We start from the raw sequence: 22,338 nt of genomic DNA, 5'->3' as shown, positions 1-22,338 counted from the left end.
CCTGCCGCCCCGGGATGCCTCTTCCCTATTTGGTTGTATATTGCAACTTATAAGTTGTATTGACCAACTATGGAGGAAGCATCGTGTCCATGTCCCAGAAGTCCGTCGACGAGATCCGTTCGGCTTCTCGCACCCTGGTGAGAGAGCTGGGATTCATGCAGCCGACCCTGGCCGGCACGTCCTATTCGGCCTCGGCGGTGCATGCCTTGCTGGAGATCGACGGCCGGGGCGCGACCACCGCGGCGCAGCTCGTCGTGGCGTTGGGGCTGGACAAGTCGAGCATCAGCCGCATGCTGGCAAAGCTCATCGCCGCGGGAGAAATCGCCGAGGAGCCCGCGCCAGCGGATGCGCGCCAGAAGCAACTGGTGCTGACGCCCAGGGGACGGGCGTCGGTCCAGGACATCCACGCGTTCGGCAGGCGCCAGGTCGTGACGGCGATGCGGCATCTCAATCCCTCGCAGCAGCAGGCTGTCGCCCAGGGACTTGCCGAATATGCCCGTGCGCTGAGAGCGGCTCGTCAGGCCGCCAGTGCTCCCGCTGGCGATCCCGTCAGGATCGAACAGGGATACCGGCCGGGGCTCATCGGCCGGATGGCCGAGATGCACGCAGCCTTCTATTCCAGGCATGCGGGATTCGGCCAGTTCTTCGAGAGCCAGGTTGCGGCGGGCGTCGCCGAGTTCGCCGGCAGATTGGGGGCGCCTTGCAACCGTGTCTGGACCGCGGTGCTCAATGAGCGCATCGTGGGTTCGATCGCCATAGACGGCGAAGACCTGGGCAACCATCAGGCGCATCTGAGATGGTTCATTCTGGACGACGGCTGCCGAGGGTCCGGGATCGGCCGCCGCCTGCTGACCGAAGCGGTGCGGTTCTGCGATCAGTTCGGCTTTCCCTCGATCCAGCTTTGGACGTTCGAGGGCCTGGCGGCGGCGCGCCGGCTGTACGAGGCGCTGGGATTCGAGTTGACCTGCCAGGAGGTCGGCCAGCAATGGGGAAGCGTCGTGACGGAGCAGCAGTTCACACGCAGGCGCGCGGTGAGCGCCGCGACGGCATGAACTGAGCAATGGGCAAGGACCTGGACGCGCTGGCGGCCGCCGCGGCGGTGGGAACGCTCGTGGGGGCGGCGATGGTCCTGACGAGGATGGTTTCCCCGGATGTGCCGCCCGCAACGCTGGCATTCCTGCGCTATCTGATCGGCGTCCTGGTCCTGCTCCTGCCCTTGCACCGGGCGCGCTTTCCCTCGTATGCCCCAAGGGACGCCGTCGGCATTGCCGTGCTGGGGATCTTCCAGTTCGCCATCCTGATCCTGTTGCTCAATCATGCGCTGATCTCGGTGCCGGCCACGACGTGCGCGCTGGTCTTCTCGACGATGCCATTGATGACGATGTGCCTGGCCGTCATGGCGCGGCGAGAACGGTTCGACGCGTGGCGCTCGGCCGGGATCGCGATGGCCTTCGGCGGGGTGGCCTACCTGCTGCTCGCGGCGCCAGCCGCCGCGGGCACGGTCCGGGGGGCGGGGTTCGGGATCGCCGCGGCGGTGGGCGCCACGGTCATCGGGGCATCCACCAGCCTGCTGTATCGCCCGTACCTGCGGCGTTACCCCGCGCTGGCGACGTGCCGGCTTGCCATGCTGGCCGCGGTTCTCTTCTTGTCGGCGTACTGCCTGGCGGTATCCGAACCGCTCATGCCCGCGCTGACTCCCCCGCAGTGGTTGGCGGTGGGTTTCATCGGCGTGTCCAGCGGGGTCGGATACTTCTGCTGGCTCTGGGCCTTGGCGAAGCTGGAGGCCAGCAAGGTTGCCGCATTTCAGGCGCTTGGACCCGTCACGGCCGCCGTGCTCGAAGCATTGCTCGGCAAGCGGCTCCCTGCGGCGGAAGTGATGCTCGCCTTGGCGCTGGTCTGCCTCGGCCTTTTTCTGGCGACACGATCACGGGCGCTGCCTTGAGCTGGGATCGCTCGTCAAGCTCCGCCATGAAAAACACCCCAAAGGTTGGATCGATGTCCGACTTTCGGGGTGCGCGGTTCATTCGCCGGTGTTGCCTGGTCTTGCTTATTCGCCGCTGGCCAGTTGCGAAGGCGCCGGATGGTAGGCGCCCTGGAAGGGCAGGTCGTTCGGTTCGACGTTCGACACCAGGCCGCGGGCACGGGCCTGGACCAGTTCAGCAACCACCTGGTCGCGGGTCTTGCCGGCCGATTCGGTCCGGGCAACGGCCTGGAAGGGCTGGGCGTTGGGCTCGACGTTCGACACCAGGCCGTTCGCTTTTGCCTGGGCCAGTTCGGCTTCGACCTGGGTGCGGGTGACGTTGCTGTCGGGTTGGCCGTAGACGCCCTGGAAGGGGGTGTCGTTGGGTTCGACGTTGTCGGCGGCGTAAGCGGTGGCGCCGATCAGGGTCGACATGGCTAGGGCGGCGGCGGTAAGGGTAAGGGCTTTCATGGTAGACCTCCTTGGTCATCAGTCCTGGGACCGAATCTGGCGGGTCATTTCCGTCAAGGTTCGTGTTTGTTTCCCGATGGACTGAATTCTGCTCCGCACAGAACTAAGGATAAACCCTGTATTCCGAAAATGATTATTCCAAAAAATCAACAAATGGAGTTTTGTATCTTTTAATATCAACGTTTTTGGGCCAATGGCCGGGCGAAATCCCTCACGGCGGGCCGCAAGGGCCCGCCGCGTTCGCATGCCAGGCGGAACTGGCACGGCAGGGTCACCGGTTGCTGGCCAACTGCGCAGGCGCGGGGCGGGACCTGCCCTGGAAAGGCAGGTTGTTGGGCTCGACGTTCGAGACCTGGTTTCGGGCATGGGCCTCGGCCAGCTCCGCCTTCACCTGGGTGCGGGTCTTGCCGGCCTGCGCGGCCGCCTGGAAGGGCAGGTTGTTGGGTTCGACGTTGGACACCAGGCCGTGGGCCCTGGCATGGGCCAGGTCTGCCTTGATCTGGGCGCGGTCGGCAGCGCCGGCATCGTGCCGGCTGTAGACGCCCTGGAACGGGGTGTTGTTGGGTTCGACGTTGTCCGCGTGGGCGGGGGCACCGATCAGGGCGGATAGCGTCAGGGCTGCGGTGGTCAGGGTAAGGGTTTGCATGGCGGACCTCCTCGGTCATCAGTCCAGGGAGCGAACCCGGGCGGCGTATTCCGCCTCGGCTCGTTGCGTTCCCGGTGACTGCATTCTGCGTGGCGCCACGTTCAGGATAAAGTCAGTATTCTGAAATTTATAATTCAACGACCATAAACAATTCGAGTATAACAGCTAGTATTGTTTTGAAATATGAGGTTTTTCCGACTCAGGAGACGCGTCTCGGCAACCATCGCCAGAACACCGCGGCGGCGATCAGTCCCAGGGTGCCGACTCCGAAGGACGCCGCGCCCAGCGACGCCATGGCGGTCAGTCCCGACAGCGCGACCGGGCCGCCGCTGGTGCCCAGGTCGGCCATGAAGCGCCAGATGCCCAGGAACTGGGCGCGCGCGGCGGGCGGGGCCGAGTCCGCGCCCAGGGTCATCACGATGCCCGAACCGATGCCGTTGCCGAACCCCAGCAGCAAGGACACCAGGATGAAGCTGATCATTCCCCCAGTGAGCGGAATCGCCATCAGGCTGCCTCCCATCAGCAGCGCGCATGGCAAGGCCACCCAGACGCGGCCGCGCAGATCCATCACCTTGCCCGCCGGATAGAACACGGACATGTCCACCGCCGCGACCAGGCCGTAGATGAGCGACGTGGTGGTGGCGTCCAGGCCGAGGTGGTCGGCCCACAGCGGGATGACCACCTGCCGCGAGGCCCGTAGCGCGCTGACCAGCATCACGCCCACGCCCAGGGTCATGTAGACCTGGCCGTGGCTGCGAGCGACCTGGGCGATGCCCACGCGAGGGCCGTTGGCGCCGCCGGTTTCCTTGGGTTCCATGTCGGGAGCGGTCATGGCGATCAGGCCGGCGACCAGCATGGCGGCGGTGGCGACCCAATAGGCGCCGTCCAGCCCCAGGAAATGGATCAGCGCCGCGCCGGCGAACGGGCCGACGAAGGTGCCGATCCGCGTCGTGCCGCCCAGCGTGGACAGCGCCCGGGCACGCAGGTGCAGGGGCACGATCTCGATCATGTAGCTTTGCCGCGCCAGCTGGAACACCGACTGCGCCACGCCCTGCATCAACATGGCCACCGCCAGCACCCAGACGTGCGGCGCGATGATGGCCATCAGCAGCCCGGCGATGCTCAACGCCGCGGCGCCCATCATGGCGCGCTTTTCCCCGAAACGTTCAGTCAGCAGGGCCGAAGGGATGTTGCTGATCAGCGAGCCGATGCCGATCAGCGCGGCGATCAGCCCGGCCACCGCCACCGAGGCGCCCAGTTCGCGCGCGGTCAGGGCGACCACCGGCATGATGGCGCCGTTGCTCAGGCCGTAGAAAAGGGAGGGGCCGAACGCCGGAATGGCGATCTTCTTGAAGTCGAAAGCATCTTGTTGCGGCATGCCACGGGTAAAGCGCGAAGCGCCGGACGCGCATCGCGCGAGGCGGTGCGGGAGGCGGGGGAATGGGGGAACGGCGAGGGCGCCGCAAAGCGGCGTCTGAGGTTGGTATTGTACTTATACAAAGAACCGCGCGCAGTCCTGGTTTACGCCAGACCGCGCGCAGGCTTCGTCAGTGAGGTTCCGGCTGGGGCGGCTGCACCGGATCGAAGTCGACCCACTTGCCGTCGCGCCAGCGGCCATTTGCGCGTTCCACGTCCACGCCGCCCGCGTCGCGCAGGATCTGCGCTGCCTGCGCTTCCTGTTGCGGCGACACCTGCACGGCCGCCAGCACGCCCGAGGGACGCACCTGTACGTCCGGGTGGCCGGGCTGGCGTTTGCTGCGGCGGCCCGCGCGGCGCATGGCGCCCATCAACGATCCGACGTAGGCGCCCAAGCCTGCGGCGACCACCAGTTCGAAACCGGTACTGCCCAGCGCGAACAGGATGCCCGCGCCCACGGCCGCGCCCAGCGTGGCCAGCAGGCCGGCGCCCATGAGGGCGCCCTTGCTGGCGCCCCGCGCGTCGGGGTCGGCGGTGCGGTCGCCACCCAGCGGATGGCGGTCGTGCCAGCCGGGCGGGTTGACGAAGAAGATGTTCACCGCCTCCTCGGGGAAATTGCAGGCGAACAGCTTGCGGGCCGCCTCTTCCGCGGCGGGGAAGGTCTCAAAGCGTGCAGCGACGATCAAAGACATGGAACGCTCCTTTCCGTGAGCGCCGCCGCGGGGACCGGCACGGCGCCAGTCCGGTCGCGCTTCAGCGGCGCAGGGCGGTCGCCGACGACAGGGCGCCCGCCACGACGCCGACCACCACGGCCAGGCCGATGGATTTCCAGGCGTTCCGGTGCACGTAGCGGTCGGTGCGGGCAGCGACGCGCTTGACGTTGCGCGACCGGGCCATGCGCCGCAATCCGTGTGCCTGGCGCTTGACGCGGTGGGCCACCCCACGGGCCGCGTCTTCGGCGTGGGCTGCATTCGATTCCAGCAACTGGTCCACGCGCGTCAGCAGCGATTGCACCGATTCCTTGGCTTCTTCGAGCTTGGCGTCCGAGAGAGCATGGCGAAGATTAGACATTGTCTGGCTCCTTGTCCGAAGCGGCGCGCCGCGCCGCGGGAGTTGCGAAGGCTGCCTGGTTGCAATGCACGGCCAGCGGGTACGTTGCATTGCAAGGGGCACCCGGGCGATGCCCCGCAGGCAGGGCTGGAAACCATTCTGAGCGCGACGCCATCCGGCAGGCTAGGGTTTGGCTACGAGGCGTAAGCGGCTGTTTCCCGTGCGGCTCCCCCCCTGCTGTCCTGCCGTCAGCAGAGGCGCAATTCGATACGTTCCGTTGCGACGGAGACTACAATTCCGGCCCATGTTCCCGCCGCTGAAACCGTGGCGCGTACCCGGCGCCGCCTGGGTACGGCGCCAACTCGTCGCCGACCGCCTGCCCGCCACGCTGCTGGCGGCCGCCGTGGCCGGCATCCTGGGGGCCTTGGCCACCGTGGCCTTCCGCGAGTCGCTCGAATTCGTGCAGGCGTGGCTCGGCGGCGCGCCCGCGCACGGGATGGTGTCCCTGGCGCGCGGCCTGGCCTGGTGGGAGCGGCTGCTTTTGCCCGCATCGGGCGGCGTGGTGGCGGGGCTGATCCTGCAATGGGCCAACACGCGGCTTCCCCGGCGCGGCGCGGGCGACTACATGGAAGCCATCGCGCTGGGCCGCGGCATCGTCGGCCTGCGCCAGACGCTGGCGCGCAGCATGGCGTCGCTCAGTTCGATCAGTTCGGGCGCCTCCATCGGCCGCGAAGGGCCGATGGTGCAATTGGCCGCCATGCTGTCCTCGGTGCTGGGCCGCTTCCTGGTGCTGCCGCCCGGTCATCTGCGGCTTTTGGTGGCCTGCGGCGCCACCGCGGGCATCACCGCCGCCTACAACGCGCCCATCGCGGGGGCGTTGTTCGTATCGGAGATCGTCTACGGCGCGGTGTCGTCGGCCACGCTGGTGCCGTTGATCGTGTCGTCGGTGGCGGCCAACATGGTCACGCGCCAGTTGCTGAACTACGACGCCGTCTATCACATGCCTGCCTTCGACTTCGTGTCGGGCTGGGAGGTGCTGAATTACCTGGGGCTGGGCCTGCTGGCCGGCGTCACGGCGCCGTATTACCTGGCGTTGCTCGATGGCGCCAAGCAGGGTTTCACGCGCCTGGTCCGCCCGTTGTGGGCGCGGCTGGCGGCGGGCGGCCTGGTGGTGGGCGCCATCTCCATCGGCTGGCCCGAAGTGTGGGGCAACGGCTACAGCGTGGTCAATTCCATGCTGCACCAGCCGTGGGCCTGGCAGGCCGTGGCCATCCTGCTGCTGATGAAGATCGTGGCCACGGCCGGCAGCGTCGGTTCCGGCGCGGTGGGCGGCATCTTCACCCCCACGCTGTTCGTGGGCGCGGCGATGGGCCATCTGTACGGCGCCGCGCTGCACGGCATGCTGCCGGCGGGCTCGGTGTCGTCGGTCAGCAGTTATGCGGTGGTCGGCATGGGAGCGCTGCTGGCGGCGTCCACGCACGCGCCGCTGATGTCCATCCTGATGATCTTCGAGATGACGCTGAGCTACGAGGCCATGCTGCCGCTGATGCTGGCCTGCGTCACCGGCTTCGTGATCGCGCGGGGGCTGCGGCCCGATTCGATGTATTCACGCTCGCTGGCCCGCAACCGCCGGGTGCAGGCGCTGTTGGGCGCGCGCCTGCCCAAGGGCCGCGAAGACTGAGGGGCGCGGCCTCGCATCCTCCGCGGGGGCGTATGTCAATGAATCAAAATCGAGATCCGGTGTTAGCGATAACCCTGATGTTCATCTTTGATTGACAAGATATGTTTCATCTACAACATCCAGAAATTGCAGTACGGTGAATTCCATGAACGCTCCGGCATGCCCGGGGGAGGGGTGTGCAAATGTCGCGCTTCCTGGACAACATTCTGGGCCGTACCCGCCAGCGCCATCTGGCTGACCTGTACGGCCAGATCGAGGCCATCCACCGCTCCCAGGCGGTCATCGAGTTCGATCTGGGCGGCCACGTGCTGGCGGCCAACCAGAACTTCCTCGACACCATGGGCTACGACCTGGACGAGATCGTCGGCCAGCATCATTGCATGTTCGTCGACGAGGACGTGCGCGAATCCGAGGCCTACGCCGAATTCTGGCGCCGGCTGGGCGAGGGCATGCACGACGCCGGGCGCTACCGGCGCGTGGCGCACGACGGCCACGAGGTCTGGCTGCAGGCCAGCTACAACCCCGTCCGCGACCGCCAGGGCAGGCCGTTCAAGGTGGTGAAGTACGCCACCGACGTCACCGATGAGCAGCGGCGCAACGACGATGCGCAGGGCCAGCTGGCGGCCATCTCGAAGGTGCAGGCGGTGATCGAGTTCGACCTGGACGGCACCATCCTGCACGCCAACGACCTGTTCCTGCGGGCCATGGGCTACCGGCTGGACGAGATCGTGGGCGAGCATCACGGCATGTTCGTGCAGCCGGACGAGCGTCGCAGCGCGGCCTACGCCGATTTCTGGCGCAAGCTGGGCAATGGCGCGCACGATGCCGGCCAATACCTGCGCATCGGCAAGGGGGGCCGCGAGGTATGGATAGAGGCCAGCTACAACCCCATCCTGGATGCCGATGGCCGGCCGTTCAAGGTGGTGAAGTACGCCACCGACATCACGCGACGTTTCACGGCGGCGCAGACGCTGCGCGAGGCCGTGCAGGGCCTGACCGAGAACGCCGAGCGCGCGGGACAGGCCAATCGGCTGGCCCTGGACGCCTGCCGCGTGGCAGAGGCCGGCGGGCAGACCGTGCAGGGCGTGATCGGCGCGATGGATGCCATCACGGCCAGTTCGCGCAAGATCTCGGACATCATCGGCGTGATGGACAACATCGCCTTCCAGACCAACATCCTGGCCCTGAACGCCGCGGTCGAGGCCGCGCGCGCGGGGCAGCACGGCAAGGGTTTCGCGGTGGTGGCCTCCGAGGTCCGCAACCTGGCGCAGAGCAGCGCGTCGGCGGCCAAGGAGATCAAGAGCCTGATCCACTCGTCGCGCCAGCAGGTCGAGCGCGGCGCCGAGCAGGTCCGCCAGGCGGGCACGACGATGGAAGAGATCGTGTCGTCGGCGCGCAGCGTGACCGAGATCATGGGCGAGGTGGTGGACGTGTCGCTGACGCAATCCGCCTGCCTGGGCGAGGTGACGCACGACCTGACGGCGCAGGCGGTGGGCAGCGGTCCGACCTCGCCGTCTCCGCGCATCCTGGTGGCGGTGCCCCGGCTGCGGGCGGCCTGAGGGACCACCCTGTCCGCCTCGCGCCGGCTGCCTTTGAAACGGTCGGCGCAGGGCGTTTTTTACATGCCTTCTTACAGCCTTTACGCCCGGCCATAATTGGCGGCGGATAAGGCCGGCATTTCTTGGTACCCTTGGCGGGCCAAATTTACATTTACATTCTCCCGCCCTCCGGACCGTGTCGCTGCCGCTCATTTCACCCGTGCCTCTTCATCCTGTTCCGCCCACGATGTCGGCCGGCGCGGGGCCGGGCGGGGGGCGGCGGGCGCGGCTGGCGGGCGGCGTGCTGGCTTTGGCCCTGCTGGCCGCCTGCGCCGCCACCAAGGTCGGTCCGGGCCAATATCGCGTGCAGGAAGGCGACACGCTGACCAAGATCGCGCGCGACACCGGGCAGTCGGTCGGCGATCTGGTGCGCTGGAACGGACTGCCCAACGCCGACCGCATCAGCGAAGGCCAGATCCTGCGCGTGCGGCCGCCCGGAGAGGACAGCCCCGGCGCGGCCGATTCCGAGCCGAAGCCCACTTCGCCCAGGCCCAAGGGGCGCGCGCCCATTCCCGATTCGCCCGCGACGCCCGTACGCGGCATTTCCCTGACCTGGCCCGCCGAGGGCGTGATGGTGTCCGGCTACAACGGTGTCAGCTCCAAGGGCATCACCATCGCCAACAAGACCGGCACGCCGGTCAAGGCGGCCGCCGCGGGCACGGTGGAATACGCCAGCAACGGCCTGCGCGGCTACGGCAACCTGGTCATCGTGCGGCATGCCGGGGGGTTCCTCAGCATCTATGGCCATAACCACAAGCTGCTGGTGAAGCAGGGCCAGGCCGTCAAGCAGGGGCAGACCATCGCCGAGATGGGCAGCAGCGACGCTTCCCGCGTGGCGGTCTACTTCGAACTGCGCCAGAACGGCAAGCCCGTGAACCCCCTGGGCGCCCTGCCCAAGCGTTGAGTCAGGGTTTTCCCTGGGCATTGGTTCCTTGTTGCAGTGCGGAAGTGGTCCCTTCATGCGGCCATTGCGGCGCTTCTAATAGCGGACTCGCGCCTGGCACTGACCAGCGCGATCATTCGATAACGCACAAGGGGATTGCCATGGGCATCAAACATTACGTGCTGGGCCTGGGCCTGCTGGCTGGCGCGACCATTCTGCCGGTCTCGGCGCAAAGCGCCGACAACTGGCCCGACCGGCCCATCAAGATCATCGTGCCGTTCTCGGCCGGCGCCGCCACCGACCTGATCTCGCGCCAACTGGGCCAGGCCCTGGGCAAGGAATACGGCCAGAGCGTCATCGTCGAGAACAAGCCTGGCGCCGCCGCCGCCATCGGCAGTTCGGCCGCCGCCCGCTCGCCGGCCGACGGCTACACGTTGCTGATGTCGGGCCCGGCCTCGATGGTCACCAACCGCTTCCTGTACAAGAACCTGAGCTACGATCCCGCCTCGTTCGAGAAGGTGGCGGTCGTGGCCATCACGCCGAACATCCTGCTGTCGAACCCGAACGAGCCCTTCAAGACGCTGCCCGAGATGATCGCGTACGCCAAGAAGAACCCGGGCAAGCTGACCTACGCCTCGTTCGGCGCGGGCACCACCTCGCACCTGGCAGGCGAGCTGCTGAAGCAGCTGACCGGCATCGACATCGTGCACGTGCCCTACAAGGGCGCCGGCGACGCCATCCCGGCCCTGCTCAGCGGCCAGGTCTCCATGTACTTCGACACCATCATGACCGCGCTGCCCTACGTGCAGTCGGGCAAGCTGAACGCGCTGGCCATCTCGACCGCCAAGCGTTCGGAAATGGCGCCGAACGTCCCGACGGTGGCCGAACAGGGCTACCCCGGCTATGACGTGGCGCCCTGGTACGGTATCGTCGCGCCCCAGGGCACGCCCAAGCCGATCGTCGAGAAGCTCAACGCCTCGATCAACCGTGCCCTGAAGGACCAGGACTTCCGTGCCAAGCTGGCCACCACCGGCGCCGAGCCGGTCGGCGGTTCGGTCGCCGACTTCGAGAAGATGGTCGACGCCGAGCTGCCGCGCACCGAGGCCCTGATCAAGCAATCGGGCATGTCGCTGCAGTAAGCGGCAGCAAGGTTCGTTTTTTTCATTCATCGCCGAGTTCATTCATGTCGTCCTGCGATTGGTCGTTCCCTTATCCCTCCCAGAAGATGCCCGTGCTGGCGCGCAATGTGGTCAGCACCAGCCAGCCGCTGGCCGCGCAGGCGGGCCTGCGCATGCTGCTGCAGGGCGGCAACGCGGTCGACGCGGCCCTGGCCACCGCCATGGCCTTGACGGTGGTCGAGCCGGTGATGAACGGCATCGGCGGCGACATGTTCGTGCAGGTCTGGAAAGACGGCCAGTTGCAGGGCCTGAACTCCACCGGCGTGGCGCCGGCGGGCTGGACGGACGAGTACTTCGCCGGCCGCGACGCCATGCCGCCCATCGGCTGGGACACGGTCACCGTGCCCGGCCAGGTGGCGGGCTGGAAGGCGCTGTCCGACCGGCACGGCAAGCTGCCGTTCGCGCGCCTGTTCGAACCGGCGATCGCCTATGCCGAGGAGGGCTTCGCGGTGTCGCCCACGGTGGCCCGCCAATGGGCGGCGCAGGCGGACAAGCTGGCCGGGCAGCCGGGCTTCAAGGAAGCGTTCCTGCGCCTGGGCCGCGCGCCGCACGCGGGCGAGCACTGGCGCTTTCCCGAGCAGGCGCGCACGCTGCGCCTGATCGCCGAAAGCGGCGGCGAAAGCTTCTATCGCGGTGAACTGGCCTCGCGCATCGACGCGCACGCCCGCAACACCGGCGGCGCGTTGCGCGCCGAAGACCTGGCGGCCCACCAGCCGATGTGGGTCGAGCCGGTGACGCAGGATTTCCGCGGCTACACGCTGCACGAGATCCCGCCCAGCGGCCAGGGCATCGCCGCGCTGATCGCCCTGGGCATCCTGGATCGCTTCGACCTGGAATCGATGGGCCGCGACAGCGCCGATTTCTATCACGTCGGCCTGGAAGCCATGAAGCTGGCCTTCGCCGACCTGCATCACCACATCTCCGACCCGGCCACCATGAAGGTGGACACGTCGCAGTTGCTGGACCCGGCCTATCTGGCCGAGCGCGCCAGGCTGGTGTCGATGGACCGCGCCGGCGCGCCGGGCGCGGGCGCGCCGCCGGTGGGCGGCACGGTGTACCTGGCCGCGGCCGATGCCGATGGCACCATGGTGTCCTTCATCCAGTCCAACTACCACGGCTTCGGGTCTGGCGTGGTGGTGCCGGACACGGGCATCTCGCTGCACAACCGGGGCTGCGGCTTCGTGCTGACGCCGGGCCACGTCAACCGCGTGGCGCCGGGCAAGCGTCCGCTGCACACCATCATTCCGGGCTTCGTCACCCGCGCCGGCCAGCCGGTGATGGCGTTCGGCGTGATGGGCGGCTCGATGCAGGCGCAGGGGCACCTGCAGGTGATGGCGCGCCTGGGCGCGTTCCACCAGAACCCGCAGGCCCTCTGCGACGCGCCGCGCTTCCGCGTCGAGAACGGTCCGGTGGTGACGGTGGAGTCGCATCTGCCGGCCGACGTGGCGCAGGCGCTGCGCGACCGTGGCCACAACCTGACGGTGGCGCCGCCGCTGAGCCTGGATTTCGGCGCGGCGCAGTTGATCCAGCGCGGCGAATACGGCTACATCGCGGCGTCGGATTCGCGCCGCGACGGGCAGGCCGTCGGGTTCTGAATCCCGGCCGCGTGGCGATTGTGGAACCATGAACACCGGCCGCATCGCCTGGAGGATCGGCAGGCATTCTTCGCGCTGGGCCCGCAGTACAGGCATGGCCGTCCAGGTCCGATAGCCATGCCTGGCGCGCCTGCGCGGCGGATGGCGCGCCGCGAATCGGCATAAACTGCGGTATTCCCAACTTCAAGCAAGCAAGAGGATCACTGCCATGCCCAGTTTCGACGTCGTTTCCGAGGTCGACAAGCACGAGTTGACCAACGCGGTCGACCAAGCCAATCGTGAACTGTCCACGCGTTTCGATTTCAAGGGCACGAAGGCCAGCTTCGAGCTGGAAGGCTACGACGTGACCCAGGTCGCCGAATCCGCGTTCCAATTGAAGCAGATGCTGGACATCCTGCGTGGCCGCCTGTCGGCGCGCAACATCGACGTGCGTTGCATGGACGTCGCCGACCCCCTGGAAAACCTGGGCGGCGCGCGCCAGAAGGTCACCATCAAGCAGGGCATCGAGCAGGCCACGGCCAAGAAGCTGGTCGCCGCCATCAAGGCCAGCAAGATGAAGGTCGAGAGCCAGATCAACGGCGACAAGCTGCGCATCACCGGCAAGAAGCGCGACGACCTGCAAGCCGTCATGGCGCTGCTGCGCAAGACCGACGTCGACCTGCCGCTGCAGTTCGAGAACTTCCGCGACTGAGCCCCACGCGCGCGCCGGCGGCCATGGGGCATTCCCAGGAACTCGCGCTGGTGGTCGAGCTGGTGCGCGCCGGCAGCTTTTCCGCCGCCGCGCGCGAACTGGGCGTGACACCCGCCGCCGTCAGCAAACGGCTGGCGCAGATCGAAGCCCGGCTGGGCGTGCGGCTGCTGAACCGCAGCACGCGCCGCATCGGGCTGACCGCCGAAGGCGAGTTGTACCTGGAGAACGCCCGCCGCATCCTGGGCGAGCTCGAAGACCTGGACCGGCTGATCTCCAGCCGCCAGGCCGAACCCGGCGGGCTCTTGAAAGTGAACGCGCCGCTGGGCTTCGGCCGCAGCTACATCGCGCCCGCGGTGGCGGTGTTCTGCCGCCGGCATCCGGCGGTGGGCATCCAGCTTGAGCTGACCGATCACGCCGTGGATTTCGTGCGCGATGGCTTCGACCTGGCCATCCGCTTCGGCGACCTGCCCGATACGCGGCTGATCGCCCGCAAGATCGCGCCCAACCGCCGCCTGGTGTGCGCGGCGCCGCGTTATCTGGACGAGCATGGCCGGCCCGATGCGCCGCACGACCTGCTGCGGCACCAATGCATCCTGCTGCGCCAGAACGAGGCCGCCTACAACCTGTGGCGCTTCACGCGGGGCCGCGCCAGCGAGACCGTGAAGGTGCGCGGCAACCTCAGCAGCAACGATGGCGAGGTCACCATGACCTGGGGCCTGGCGGGGCTGGGCATCCTGCAGCGCGCCGAATGGGATCTGGCGCGCTATCTGCGCAGCGGACGGCTGGAGCAGGTGCTGGCTGACTACGCCTTGCCGCCCGCGGACATTTACGCGGTGTTTCCCGAGAAGCACCATCTTTCGGCCAAGGTGCGGCTGTTCGTGGATTTCCTGGCCGAGCACTTCGAGGCCCGGCGGCAGGGCGGCGAAGACGAGAGCTGGTAGCGGCGCCAGCGCAGCCCATCCCTCGTGGGGATAGCGCAACGGTCTGCGCAAGAAGTGCGCGAATGACAAGCAACGTCAACAATCCGACAAGCAATGTCAACAATGGCGTCGAGATCTTAAATATTCGATCACAGCAGGTAATATGTCTCCGGCCCCTATTTCCGCCCTCACGCGGGAACGGGCTGGAGGGCACCGCAAGGCGCCCTTCACCGGATTCTCCTCCGGCCCCAACCTTCAGGAAGGGCGCGATTTCCAGCTGCGCGGCCCCGGACGCTGGGGCAAAGGCGGCGGGCCGCTGGTGGCCCACGGGGCATCGCCAGACACTCAGGCCGCCGCCTTGACCAAATCGATCCGGTTGTAAAAAAACTGCCAGAGCGGTGTTGCGGTGCGGCAATCTTCGGTACGGTATGGGCTGTATCCGTCTCATCGCCATCGGGAGCCCCTTCGATGGAACCCGAGTTCGTCACGCGCCATTCCCTGCTCGTGTTCGCCGTCGCCGCGGTGATCGGCGTCGGCCTTGCCTGGCTGGCGCACCGCGTCGGCGCGGTCGTCCTGCGCCGCGTCACGCGCAAGCGGCCGCTGGCGTCGCTGGTCGTCAGCCGTGCCTACGTACCCAGCCTCTGGCTGTTGATCGCATTTGCCTTCCACGTCGTGCTGCAGGGCGCGCCCGATACGCTGCCAGGCTTGCCGCTGATCTCCATGGTGTCGCGCCTGGTGCTGATCGGCATGCTGACCTGGCTGGCCATGCGCAGTTGCGAAGGCGTGGCCGACGGCATCGTCATGCTCAATCCCGCCGACGTGGCCGACAACCTGGACGCGCGCCGCATCCAGACGCAGACGCGCGTGCTGGGGCGATGCGTGAACCTGATGATCCTGGTGATCGGCCTCGCAGCCATGTTGCTGACCCTGCCCGGCGCGCGCCAGATCGGCGCCAGCATCATGGCCTCCGCCGGGCTGCTGGGCCTGGTGGCGGGTTTCGCGGCCAAGCCCGTGCTGGGCAACGTGATCGCGGGTCTGCAGATCGCGCTGACGCAGCCCATCCGCATCGACGACGTGCTGATCGTGAAAGGCGAATGGGGCCGGGTGGAGGAAATCACCGGCGCCTACGTCGTCATCCGTATCTGGGACGAACGCCGCCTGGTCGTGCCGCTGCAGTGGTTCATCGAGAACCCGTTCGAGAACTGGACGCGCACGACCTCGCAGTTGATCGGCACGGTGTTCCTGTGGGTGGATTACCGCACACCGCTGGACCCGCTGCGCGAAGAGCTGAAGCGGCTATGCGAAGCCACCACCGAGTGGGACGGCCGTGTCTGCGTGCTGCAGGTCACGGACACCACCGACCGCGCCATGCAGATCCGGGCGCTGGTCAGCGCGCGCGGCTCGGGCGAGGCGTGGGACCTGCGCTGCAAGATCCGCGAGGGCCTGATCACGTGGGTGCACGAGAACCGGCCCGAGTATCTGCCGAGAGTGCGGGTGCAGGAAGAGGATGCCGAGCCGAAGCCACCGCATCACGATCATGTCGCGCCGGCGAGCCAGAAGGCCGATGAAGGAGCGGTGGGCGGGGGGGCGCTGGGGCCATTGGGGCCGGCGTAAGCCGCCACTGGCCGTGGGGCCCACCGCCTATTTCACTCGGCGCGGCTCGGAGATAGTGATCCTGCTGGCAGGTGAGGACAAGTCCACTCCATCAAAAGATAATCAAGGCCGCGCTGTCATTGGCCAGGCAATACCAGGACACCTTCCATGGAAGCAAAAAAGCTGCGCAAATGGGATAGCGCCCAGTACCTGCAGACGGACCAGGAGGTGCTGCTGAACCTGGAAGCCTGCATGGATGGGGCCGCCTGATCCCGAGCCGGGCTTCTGGCGGCGGGCTAATCCAACGAAATCCCCGCCTCCTTCACCAGCGTTCCATACTTCTGCGTATCCTGGCGGATCTGCGTGGCCATCTCCGCGGGACTGTTCCCCACGGGCACGGCTCCGATCTGCGCCATGCGCCGCCCGAAGTCCGGCGAATGGATGATCGCCACCATCTCGGCGTTCAGTTTCTTCACCACTTCATCGGGCGTGCCCCTGGGCGCCAGCACGCCGAACCAGGTGCCCATGTCGAAGCCCTGCAATCCGGCTTCCTGCAGGGTCGGCACGTCCGGCAGGGCCTTCGAGCGCTGGGCCGTCGTCACCGCCAGCGCGCGCAGCTTGCCTTGCTGCACGTGCGGCAGCACCGGCGTGATGGTGTCGAACGACATGTCGATCTGGCCGCCCAGCAGGTCGGCCGTCAGCGGCCCGCTGCCCTTGTACGGCACGTGCAGCAGCTTCACGCCCCCCAGGGCCTCGAACTGCGCGCCGATCAGGTGCTGGCCGGTGCCCACGCCATTCGACCCGAAGGTCAGCTTGCCCGGCTGCGCCTTGGCCAGCGCCAGCAGTTCCTGCACGGACGTGGCCTTCACGCCGGGATTCACCACCAGCACATTGGGCACCAGGGCCACCGTGGTGATGGGCGCGAAGTCCTTCTGGAAGTCGTAGTTCAGCTTGCGATACACGCTGGTGGCGATGGTATGGTGCACCGCGCCCATCAGCAGCGTGTAGCCGTCGGGCGCGGTGCGCGCCACATAGTCGGCGCCCAGCGTCGAACCCGCGCCGGGCCGGTTCTCGACGATCACCGGCTGGCCCACCCGCTTGCCCAGGTCCTGCCCCAGCGCGCGCGCCAGCACGTCGGTGGTGCCGCCCGCCGGAAAGGGCACGATCAGCGTGATGGGCTTGGCCGGATACGATTGCGCCGTCGCGGCGCCCGCCAGCAGCAGTTGGGCGATGCCCACGGCCACCAGGCCGCGCGCGTGTTGCAGCGTTTTGTTCATGCGTGTCTCCTCCAGGATGGAAACCCGCGCCGCTGTTGGTGTGATGTCTGGCGGGCGGGGATGGTGCGGAAGGCGCGTTACGCCGCCTTCTGCGCCGAACCGGCTTGCCGCACGTGCCGGCAGACCGCCTCGGTGACTTGCTCGGTGCCCGCGCGGCCGCCCAGGTCGCGCGTGTGCAGTGCCTTATCCGCCGTCACGGCCTCCACCGCCGCCATCACGCGTTGCGCGGCGGCATGCTCGCCCAGGTGCTCCAGCAGCATCACGACGGACCAGAACGTGCCCACCGGATTCGCCAGGCCTTTGCCCATGATGTCGAAGGCCGAGCCATGGATGGGCTCGAACATCGACGGGCCGCGCCGCTCGGGATCGATGTTGCCGGTGGGCGCGATGCCCAGGCTGCCGGCCAGCGCCGCGGCCAGGTCGCTCAGGATGTCGGCATGCAGGTTGGTGGCCACGATGGTGTCCAGCGAGGCGGGGCGGTTGACCATGCGCGCGGTGGCGGCGTCGACCAGTTCCTTGTCCCATTTCACGTCGGGGAATTCCGCGGCGATCTGCACGGCGATCTCGTCCCACATGACCATGGCGTGGCGCTGCGCGTTCGACTTGGTCACCACGGTCAGCAGCTTGCGCGGGCGCGACTGCGCCAGGCGGAAGGCATGGCGCATGATGCGCTCGACGCCGGCGCGCGTCATCATCGACACGTCGGTGGCGGCCTCGATGGGCAGGCCCTGGTGCACGCGGCCGCCCACGCCGGCGTATTCGCCCTCGGAGTTCTCGCGCACGATCACCCAGTTCAGGTCCTGCGGGGCGCAGCGCTTGAGAGGCGCGTCGATGCCGGGCAGGATGCGCGTGGGACGCACGTTGGCATATTGGTCCAGGCCCTGGCAGATCTTCAGGCGCAGGCCCCACAGCGTGACGTGATCGGGAATGTGCGGGTCGCCCGCCGAGCCGAACAGGATGGCGTCCTTGTCGCGCAGGTCGTCCAGGCCGTCGTCGGGCATCATGACGCCGTGCTGGCGGTAGTAGTCGCCGCCCCAGTCGAAATCCTGGAACTCGAAGCGGAACTCGCCCTGGGTCTCGGCCAGGGCTTCCATCACGCGGCGGCCGGCCGGAATCACTTCCTTGCCGATGCCGTCTCCGGGGATGGTGGCGATGCGGTACGTCTTCATTGCGTAGGTCTCCTGCGTCCGCCGGACGCGGCGGGGCTATCGCCGGACTCTACGCGCCCTGTCCGCGCGATGACGCGCGGACAGGTCAAAACTGCATTTACCCACAGTTAACAATGCGCCGCGACCAAGCAGGCGTCGCGGCGCATGCGATCGCGCTTACAGCGCGCCGTTGCCCAGCACGATGCCTTCACGACGCGGATCGACGCCGCCTTCCAGTTGCAACGCACCATCCTTGCTCACTCGCATGATGGTCGAGATGCCGCTGGACTGCGCCCCGGCGCTGATGCCGTGGCCCAGGGAGCGCAGGCCGTCCTGCAAGGGCGTCAGGTCCAGCGTGGTGTTGGAGGTGTCGATGCTGGTGTTGGGCGAGTTGCTGGCGCCGAAGTCGACCAGCGAGGTCGCCTGCTGGGCATTGAGCTTCCAGTCCAACGCGCCCACCACCGTCTTGACCACGTACTGGATGATGGTGCCGCCGCCCGGCGAACCGGTGGCCATCAGGAAGTCGCCCGGTTCGGTGCCCTTGAAGACCAGCGTGGGCGCCATCGTGCTGCGCGGGCGCTTGCCGGCTTCCACGCGGTTGGCGACGGGGTTGCTGTCGCTGCCGATCGGAGCCGAGCTGAAGTCGGTGAGCTGGTTGGTCAGCAGGAAGCCGTTGGTCATGTGGTAGGACCCCATGCTCGACTCGACGGTCGTCGTCATGGACACCACGTTGCCGTAGGTATCGACGATGGAGAAGTGCGTGGTGCCGTACTCCACCGTATTGTCGATGCCGAAGCGTGCCGTGACCGAGTCGAATACCCCGGCCGTCGCGGTGCCCATGCTGGCGGCGGTGTTGATCAGGTTCGAGCGCGACTTCAGGTAGTTCTTGTCCAGCATGCTGGCCACGCCGCGGGCGGGCAGGGGCACGAAGTCGGTGTCGGCCACGTACTTGTCGCGGTCGGCATAGGCCAGGCGCTCGGCCTCGGATACCAGGTGCACGCCCATCACCGAGGGGATGCCGCCTTCGTCCAGCGGACCCGTGGGGGCGTAGCCGGACAGGTCGAAGTTCTCCAGGATGCCCAGCGTCTGCGCGATGGCGATGCCGCCGGACGAAGGCGGGGACATCGAGCACACGTAGTAGGCGTTGCGGTACGTGATGCAGACCGGCTCGCGCTTCTTGGCCTGGTAGGCGGCCAGGTCGTCGGTGGTCATCAGGCTGGGCGTGATGGGCGTGCGCGCCGGGTCGGCGCCCACCGTCTGTTTGGCCTTGTTGACGATGTCCTGCGCGATGCGGCCGGTGTAGAGCCCGTCCGCGCCCTTCTCCGCAAGGACGCGCAGCGTCTGGGCGTAAGGCGCGTTGGTCATCGTGTCGCCGGTCTGGCGGACGTTGCCGTTCACGTCGAAGTAGATCGCCACCGCATCGGCGTCCAGGCGCAGCGAGTTGGCCGAACTGGCCAGGGCGCTGCCCATGCGGCCGGGAATCTTGAAGCCGTCGTCGGCCAGGCGGATGCCTTCGTCGAACAGCTCGCTCCATTCCAGCTTGCCGTGCTCTTTGTGGGCCATTTCGAGCATGCGCATCACGCCGGGCACGCCGATGGAACGGCCACTGCGGCGCGCGCTGGGCACGGGGCCGGGCGAGGCCGGATCGGCCTGGTCCTGGCGGGCCAGGTAGTAGCCCGTGGCGGCGGCCGGCGCGGTCTCGCGGCCATCGTAGGCGGTGACCTGCTTGGTGGCCGCGTCGTAATACATCATGAACGCGCTGCCGGCGATGGTGCTGGATTGCGGCTCGACCAGGCCCAGCACCGCCTGCACGGCAATGGCGGCATCGGCGGCCGTGCCGCCCGCTCGCAGGATGTCGCAGCCCGCCTTGGTGGCCAGCGGCGTGTTGGCGACCACCATGTACTTGCTGGCGTACTTGGCCTTGTAGCCCAGGCGGTAGCCCGAGGCGGGTTCCGGCGCGGCCGGATCGCCGGCCTGGCCGGAGCCCACCACGACCGCGCTGCCGCTGCTGGACACCACGGAGCAGCTGGACGGATCCGCGTCGGCGATGATCGTGGGTTCCTGCGTGGGCGGCGGGTTGGTGACGACGGGAGGCGACTCGTCGTCCGAGTCACTACCGCCGCAACCTGCCAGCGGCAGGCTCAAGGCCATGAGTACGAGCAACGGCAGGGTTTTCTTCTTCATCGAGAATCCTTGATAGCGTTGAATAGCAGTGATGGTCCGCGCCGTTGTGGCGGCGGCGCGGCATGCCGCATGGCATCACGGATCGAGCTGGCGATGTCCTGCAATTCCCCTTGCTTGTTGAACAAGGCCATACCGTTAACCCATGGGCGTGCAAAATCCTCCCACAGAAGGTGAGCTTCCGACACAGGAGTTTTCCCTTTGTTGATGTGTCAAGCAAATGCGGCGTGACGCAGCCGGCGCCGCTGGCGGTCCGTGCCGCGCCCCCGGTGCCTACACCGAAAGATGCTTCCTGACGTCGTCGCCGTCGATGTGCGTGCGGTCGCCGCTGGCCACCACTTCGCCGCGCGACAGCACCACGAACTGGTCCGCCAGTTCGCGGGCGAAGTCGAAATACTGCTCGCACAGCAGGATGCCGATGTCCCCGCGCTGGCGCAGCATGTGGATGACGCGGCCGATGTCCTTGATGATGGACGGTTGGATGCCTTCGGTCGGCTCGTCCAGGATGATCAGGCTGGGTTCGGCCACCAGCGCGCGGGCGATGGCCAGTTGCTGCTGCTGCCCGCCCGACAGGTCGCCGCCGCGCCGGTTCAGCATGGTGCGCAGCACGGGAAACAGTTCGAAGACCTCGTCCTTGATGCGGCGAGCCTTCGACGCGGGCTGCGTCGCCATGCCCATCACGATGTTCTCCTCCACCGTCAGCCGCGCGAAGATGTCGCGGCCCTGCGGCACATAGGCCATGCCGCGCGCGGCGCGCTGGTGCGGCGCCAGCTTCGTCACGTCGTGGCCGTCCAGCGTGACGCTGCCGCTGGCCACGGGCAGCACGCCCATCAGGCACTTCAGCAGCGTGGTCTTGCCCACGCCGTTGCGGCCCAGCAGGGCCAGGCATTCGCCGCGCTTCAACGACAGCGAGACGCCACGCAGCGTGTGGCTGCCGCCGTAGTATTGGTTGACTGACGTTACTTCGAGCATTGAGGTTCCTCAGCCGCCGCCCGGCCGCCCGAAGGCGGCTGAGCCCCTTGAGGGGCAGCGAACGTAGTGAGCGCAGGGGTGGGCCCACCAGCCGCCGCCCGGCCGCCCGAAGGCGGCTGAGCCCCTTGAGGGGCAGCGAACGTAGTGAGCGTAGGGGTGGGCGTCATTCATCACCTGCCCAGATAGACTTCGATGACGCGCGGATGCGCCTGCACGGCGGCCATCGTGCCTTCGGCCAGCACCGAGCCTTCGTGCAGCACCGTCACTTTGCCCGGCCCGGCGATCTGCGTGACGAAATCCATGTCGTGCTCGACCACCATCAGCGAATGCTTGCCGCGCAGTTCGTTCAGCAGTTCGCCGGTGCGCTCCGTCTCGGCGTCGGTCATGCCGGCCACGGGTTCGTCCAGCAGCAAGAGGCGCGGTTCCTGCATCAGCAGCATGCCGATCTCCAGCCACTGCTTCTGGCCGTGCGACAAGAGGCCCGCGGGCCGCGCCGCGTGCGCGCGCAGGCGGATCAGGTCCAGCGTCTGCGCGATGCGGTCGCCCTGTTCGCTGGACAGGCGCGAGAACAGCGTGGGCCTGACGCGCTTGTCGGTCTTCATCGCCAGCTCCAGGTTCTCGAACACGCTGTGCTGTTCGAACACCGTGGGCCGCTGGAACTTTCGGCCTATGCCCGCATGGGCGATGTCGGCTTCGGACAGCGTGGTCAGGTCGATGGTCTGGCCGAAGTAGGCGGTGCCCGAGGTGGGCCGGGTCTTGCCGGTGATGACGTCCATCATGGTCGTCTTGCCGGCGCCGTTGGGACCGATGATGCAGCGCAGCTCGCCCACGCCGATGTCCAGCGTCAGCTGGTTCAGCGCCTTGAAGCCGTCGAAGCTGACGGTGATGTCCTCCAGGTACAGGATGGCGCCGTGCGTGGTGTCCAGCCCGCCCGCGCTGACGCGGCCATAGCTGGCGTCGCCGCCCGCGCCGCCCCGCAGCGCGGCGTCGTCGGCATCGGCCATCATCACCTTGTCCATGTGCGAGGGGCGGTTCGGGGCGTTCATGTATGTCCCTTCGTGGCGTGGCATGCCTGTTC

Annotated in this window: 20 protein-coding genes; 10 read left to right on the top strand and 10 right to left on the bottom strand. The window is 67.6% G+C overall.

The annotated features are described in order from the left end of the window. Positions 1-89: 89 nt before the first annotated feature. Entirely contained in the window at positions 90-1,052 is a 963-nt protein-coding gene (locus A6745_RS11845; protein ID WP_066127197.1) for a helix-turn-helix domain-containing GNAT family N-acetyltransferase, read from the top strand. An 8-nt stretch (positions 1,053-1,060) separates the two neighbouring features. Beyond that, the gene (locus A6745_RS11840; protein WP_066127194.1) at positions 1,061-1,942 is read left to right on the top strand and encodes a DMT family transporter; all 882 of its coding nucleotides are present in this window, start codon (positions 1,061-1,063) and stop codon (positions 1,940-1,942) included. Between the two features lie 105 nt (positions 1,943-2,047). On the opposite strand, the gene A6745_RS11835 is transcribed toward A6745_RS11840, so the two are convergent. The 5 genes from A6745_RS11835 to A6745_RS11815 all read right to left on the bottom strand — a co-directional run bounded on the left by A6745_RS11835 (position 2,048) and on the right by A6745_RS11815 (position 5,564). Beyond that, positions 2,048-2,431, bottom strand: a complete 384-nt coding sequence (locus A6745_RS11835; protein WP_066127193.1) for a DUF4148 domain-containing protein — start codon at positions 2,429-2,431, stop codon at positions 2,048-2,050. Positions 2,432-2,702: 271 nt separating this feature from the next. Continuing rightward, entirely contained in the window at positions 2,703-3,077 is a 375-nt protein-coding gene (locus tag A6745_RS11830; protein WP_066127192.1) for a hypothetical protein, read from the bottom strand. A gap of 199 nt (positions 3,078-3,276) precedes the next feature. Further along, positions 3,277-4,455: an MFS transporter gene (locus A6745_RS11825; RefSeq protein WP_066127189.1), complete on the bottom strand. Its 1,179-nt coding sequence runs from the start codon at positions 4,453-4,455 to the stop codon at positions 3,277-3,279. Between the two features lie 169 nt (positions 4,456-4,624). Then, positions 4,625-5,185, bottom strand: coding sequence for a hypothetical protein (locus A6745_RS11820; RefSeq protein ID WP_066127188.1), 561 nt, complete (start codon positions 5,183-5,185; stop codon positions 4,625-4,627). A 61-nt stretch (positions 5,186-5,246) separates the two neighbouring features. Then, the gene (locus tag A6745_RS11815; RefSeq protein WP_066127185.1) at positions 5,247-5,564 is read right to left on the bottom strand and encodes a glycine zipper domain-containing protein; all 318 of its coding nucleotides are present in this window, start codon (positions 5,562-5,564) and stop codon (positions 5,247-5,249) included. Positions 5,565-5,847: 283 nt separating this feature from the next. Between A6745_RS11815 and A6745_RS11810 the strand changes: the two genes are divergently transcribed. The 8 genes from A6745_RS11810 to A6745_RS11775 all read left to right on the top strand — a co-directional run bounded on the left by A6745_RS11810 (position 5,848) and on the right by A6745_RS11775 (position 15,703). Beyond that, complete coding sequence (locus tag A6745_RS11810) at positions 5,848-7,224, top strand: ClcB-like voltage-gated chloride channel protein (protein ID WP_066127183.1); 1,377 nt, start codon at positions 5,848-5,850, stop codon at positions 7,222-7,224. Between the two features lie 182 nt (positions 7,225-7,406). After that, positions 7,407-8,783 (top strand): methyl-accepting chemotaxis protein, encoded by a 1,377-nt coding sequence (locus tag A6745_RS11805; protein ID WP_066127178.1) that lies wholly within the window; start codon positions 7,407-7,409, stop codon positions 8,781-8,783. Between the two features lie 226 nt (positions 8,784-9,009). Further along, on the top strand, positions 9,010-9,726 hold the full coding sequence (locus A6745_RS11800; protein WP_082853029.1) for a M23 family metallopeptidase: 717 nt from the start codon (positions 9,010-9,012) through the stop codon (positions 9,724-9,726). A gap of 140 nt (positions 9,727-9,866) precedes the next feature. Further along, positions 9,867-10,844 carry a Bug family tripartite tricarboxylate transporter substrate binding protein gene (locus A6745_RS11795; protein WP_066127175.1) on the top strand — a complete coding sequence of 326 codons (978 nt, stop codon included), beginning with the start codon at positions 9,867-9,869 and terminating at the stop codon, positions 10,842-10,844. Positions 10,845-10,888: 44 nt separating this feature from the next. After that, positions 10,889-12,478, top strand: coding sequence for a gamma-glutamyltransferase (gene ggt, locus A6745_RS11790; protein ID WP_066127172.1), 1,590 nt, complete (start codon positions 10,889-10,891; stop codon positions 12,476-12,478). 208 nt (positions 12,479-12,686) lie between these two features. Next, positions 12,687-13,169 (top strand): YajQ family cyclic di-GMP-binding protein, encoded by a 483-nt coding sequence (locus tag A6745_RS11785; protein ID WP_066127169.1) that lies wholly within the window; start codon positions 12,687-12,689, stop codon positions 13,167-13,169. Positions 13,170-13,192: 23 nt separating this feature from the next. Beyond that, entirely contained in the window at positions 13,193-14,110 is a 918-nt protein-coding gene (locus tag A6745_RS11780) for a LysR family transcriptional regulator (RefSeq protein ID WP_066127165.1), read from the top strand. 447 nt (positions 14,111-14,557) lie between these two features. Further along, positions 14,558-15,703, top strand: coding sequence for a mechanosensitive ion channel family protein (locus A6745_RS11775; RefSeq protein WP_066127160.1), 1,146 nt, complete (start codon positions 14,558-14,560; stop codon positions 15,701-15,703). Between the two features lie 275 nt (positions 15,704-15,978). On the opposite strand, the gene A6745_RS11770 is transcribed toward A6745_RS11775, so the two are convergent. The 5 genes from A6745_RS11770 to urtD form a co-directional block, all read right to left on the bottom strand. Continuing rightward, complete coding sequence (locus tag A6745_RS11770) at positions 15,979-16,959, bottom strand: Bug family tripartite tricarboxylate transporter substrate binding protein (RefSeq protein WP_066127158.1); 981 nt, start codon at positions 16,957-16,959, stop codon at positions 15,979-15,981. Between the two features lie 77 nt (positions 16,960-17,036). Further along, complete coding sequence (locus A6745_RS11765; protein ID WP_066127155.1) at positions 17,037-18,128, bottom strand: tartrate dehydrogenase; 1,092 nt, start codon at positions 18,126-18,128, stop codon at positions 17,037-17,039. A 156-nt stretch (positions 18,129-18,284) separates the two neighbouring features. After that, positions 18,285-20,291 (bottom strand): gamma-glutamyltransferase family protein, encoded by a 2,007-nt coding sequence (locus A6745_RS11760; RefSeq protein ID WP_066127152.1) that lies wholly within the window; start codon positions 20,289-20,291, stop codon positions 18,285-18,287. A gap of 270 nt (positions 20,292-20,561) precedes the next feature. Then, positions 20,562-21,260: an urea ABC transporter ATP-binding subunit UrtE gene (urtE, locus tag A6745_RS11755; protein ID WP_066127149.1), complete on the bottom strand. Its 699-nt coding sequence runs from the start codon at positions 21,258-21,260 to the stop codon at positions 20,562-20,564. 170 nt (positions 21,261-21,430) lie between these two features. Beyond that, on the bottom strand, positions 21,431-22,264 hold the full coding sequence (gene urtD / locus A6745_RS11750) for an urea ABC transporter ATP-binding protein UrtD (RefSeq protein ID WP_231886016.1): 834 nt from the start codon (positions 22,262-22,264) through the stop codon (positions 21,431-21,433). Positions 22,265-22,338: the final 74 nt, after the last annotated feature.

Source organism: Bordetella ansorpii (genome assembly GCF_900078705.1).
GTDB lineage: Bacteria > Pseudomonadota > Gammaproteobacteria > Burkholderiales > Burkholderiaceae_B > Bordetella > Bordetella ansorpii_A.
This window is presented reverse-complemented; position numbering and strand designations above follow the sequence as displayed.

What these genes read in the sequence shown, in the direction of transcription:
- A6745_RS11805 (WP_066127178.1), top strand. Translation starts at nt 7,407, where the DNA reads ATGTCGCGCTTCCTGGACAACATTCTGGGCCGTACCCGCCAGCGCCAT.
- urtE (WP_066127149.1), bottom strand. Translation starts at nt 21,260, where the DNA reads ATGCTCGAAGTAACGTCAGTCAACCAATACTACGGCGGCAGCCACACG.
- A6745_RS11815 (WP_066127185.1), bottom strand. Translation starts at nt 5,564, where the DNA reads ATGTCTAATCTTCGCCATGCTCTCTCGGACGCCAAGCTCGAAGAAGCC.
- A6745_RS11825 (WP_066127189.1), bottom strand. Translation starts at nt 4,455, where the DNA reads ATGCCGCAACAAGATGCTTTCGACTTCAAGAAGATCGCCATTCCGGCG.
- ggt (WP_066127172.1), top strand. Translation starts at nt 10,889, where the DNA reads ATGTCGTCCTGCGATTGGTCGTTCCCTTATCCCTCCCAGAAGATGCCC.
- urtD (WP_231886016.1), bottom strand. Translation starts at nt 22,264, where the DNA reads ATGGCCGATGCCGACGACGCCGCGCTGCGGGGCGGCGCGGGCGGCGAC.
- A6745_RS11795 (WP_066127175.1), top strand. Translation starts at nt 9,867, where the DNA reads ATGGGCATCAAACATTACGTGCTGGGCCTGGGCCTGCTGGCTGGCGCG.
- A6745_RS11760 (WP_066127152.1), bottom strand. Translation starts at nt 20,291, where the DNA reads ATGAAGAAGAAAACCCTGCCGTTGCTCGTACTCATGGCCTTGAGCCTG.
- A6745_RS11840 (WP_066127194.1), top strand. Translation starts at nt 1,061, where the DNA reads ATGGGCAAGGACCTGGACGCGCTGGCGGCCGCCGCGGCGGTGGGAACG.
- A6745_RS11775 (WP_066127160.1), top strand. Translation starts at nt 14,558, where the DNA reads ATGGAACCCGAGTTCGTCACGCGCCATTCCCTGCTCGTGTTCGCCGTC.
- A6745_RS11770 (WP_066127158.1), bottom strand. Translation starts at nt 16,959, where the DNA reads ATGAACAAAACGCTGCAACACGCGCGCGGCCTGGTGGCCGTGGGCATC.
- A6745_RS11800 (WP_082853029.1), top strand. Translation starts at nt 9,010, where the DNA reads ATGTCGGCCGGCGCGGGGCCGGGCGGGGGGCGGCGGGCGCGGCTGGCG.
- A6745_RS11820 (WP_066127188.1), bottom strand. Translation starts at nt 5,185, where the DNA reads ATGTCTTTGATCGTCGCTGCACGCTTTGAGACCTTCCCCGCCGCGGAA.
- A6745_RS11830 (WP_066127192.1), bottom strand. Translation starts at nt 3,077, where the DNA reads ATGCAAACCCTTACCCTGACCACCGCAGCCCTGACGCTATCCGCCCTG.
- A6745_RS11765 (WP_066127155.1), bottom strand. Translation starts at nt 18,128, where the DNA reads ATGAAGACGTACCGCATCGCCACCATCCCCGGAGACGGCATCGGCAAG.
- A6745_RS11780 (WP_066127165.1), top strand. Translation starts at nt 13,193, where the DNA reads ATGGGGCATTCCCAGGAACTCGCGCTGGTGGTCGAGCTGGTGCGCGCC.
- A6745_RS11835 (WP_066127193.1), bottom strand. Translation starts at nt 2,431, where the DNA reads ATGAAAGCCCTTACCCTTACCGCCGCCGCCCTAGCCATGTCGACCCTG.
- A6745_RS11845 (WP_066127197.1), top strand. Translation starts at nt 90, where the DNA reads ATGTCCCAGAAGTCCGTCGACGAGATCCGTTCGGCTTCTCGCACCCTG.
- A6745_RS11810 (WP_066127183.1), top strand. Translation starts at nt 5,848, where the DNA reads ATGTTCCCGCCGCTGAAACCGTGGCGCGTACCCGGCGCCGCCTGGGTA.
- A6745_RS11785 (WP_066127169.1), top strand. Translation starts at nt 12,687, where the DNA reads ATGCCCAGTTTCGACGTCGTTTCCGAGGTCGACAAGCACGAGTTGACC.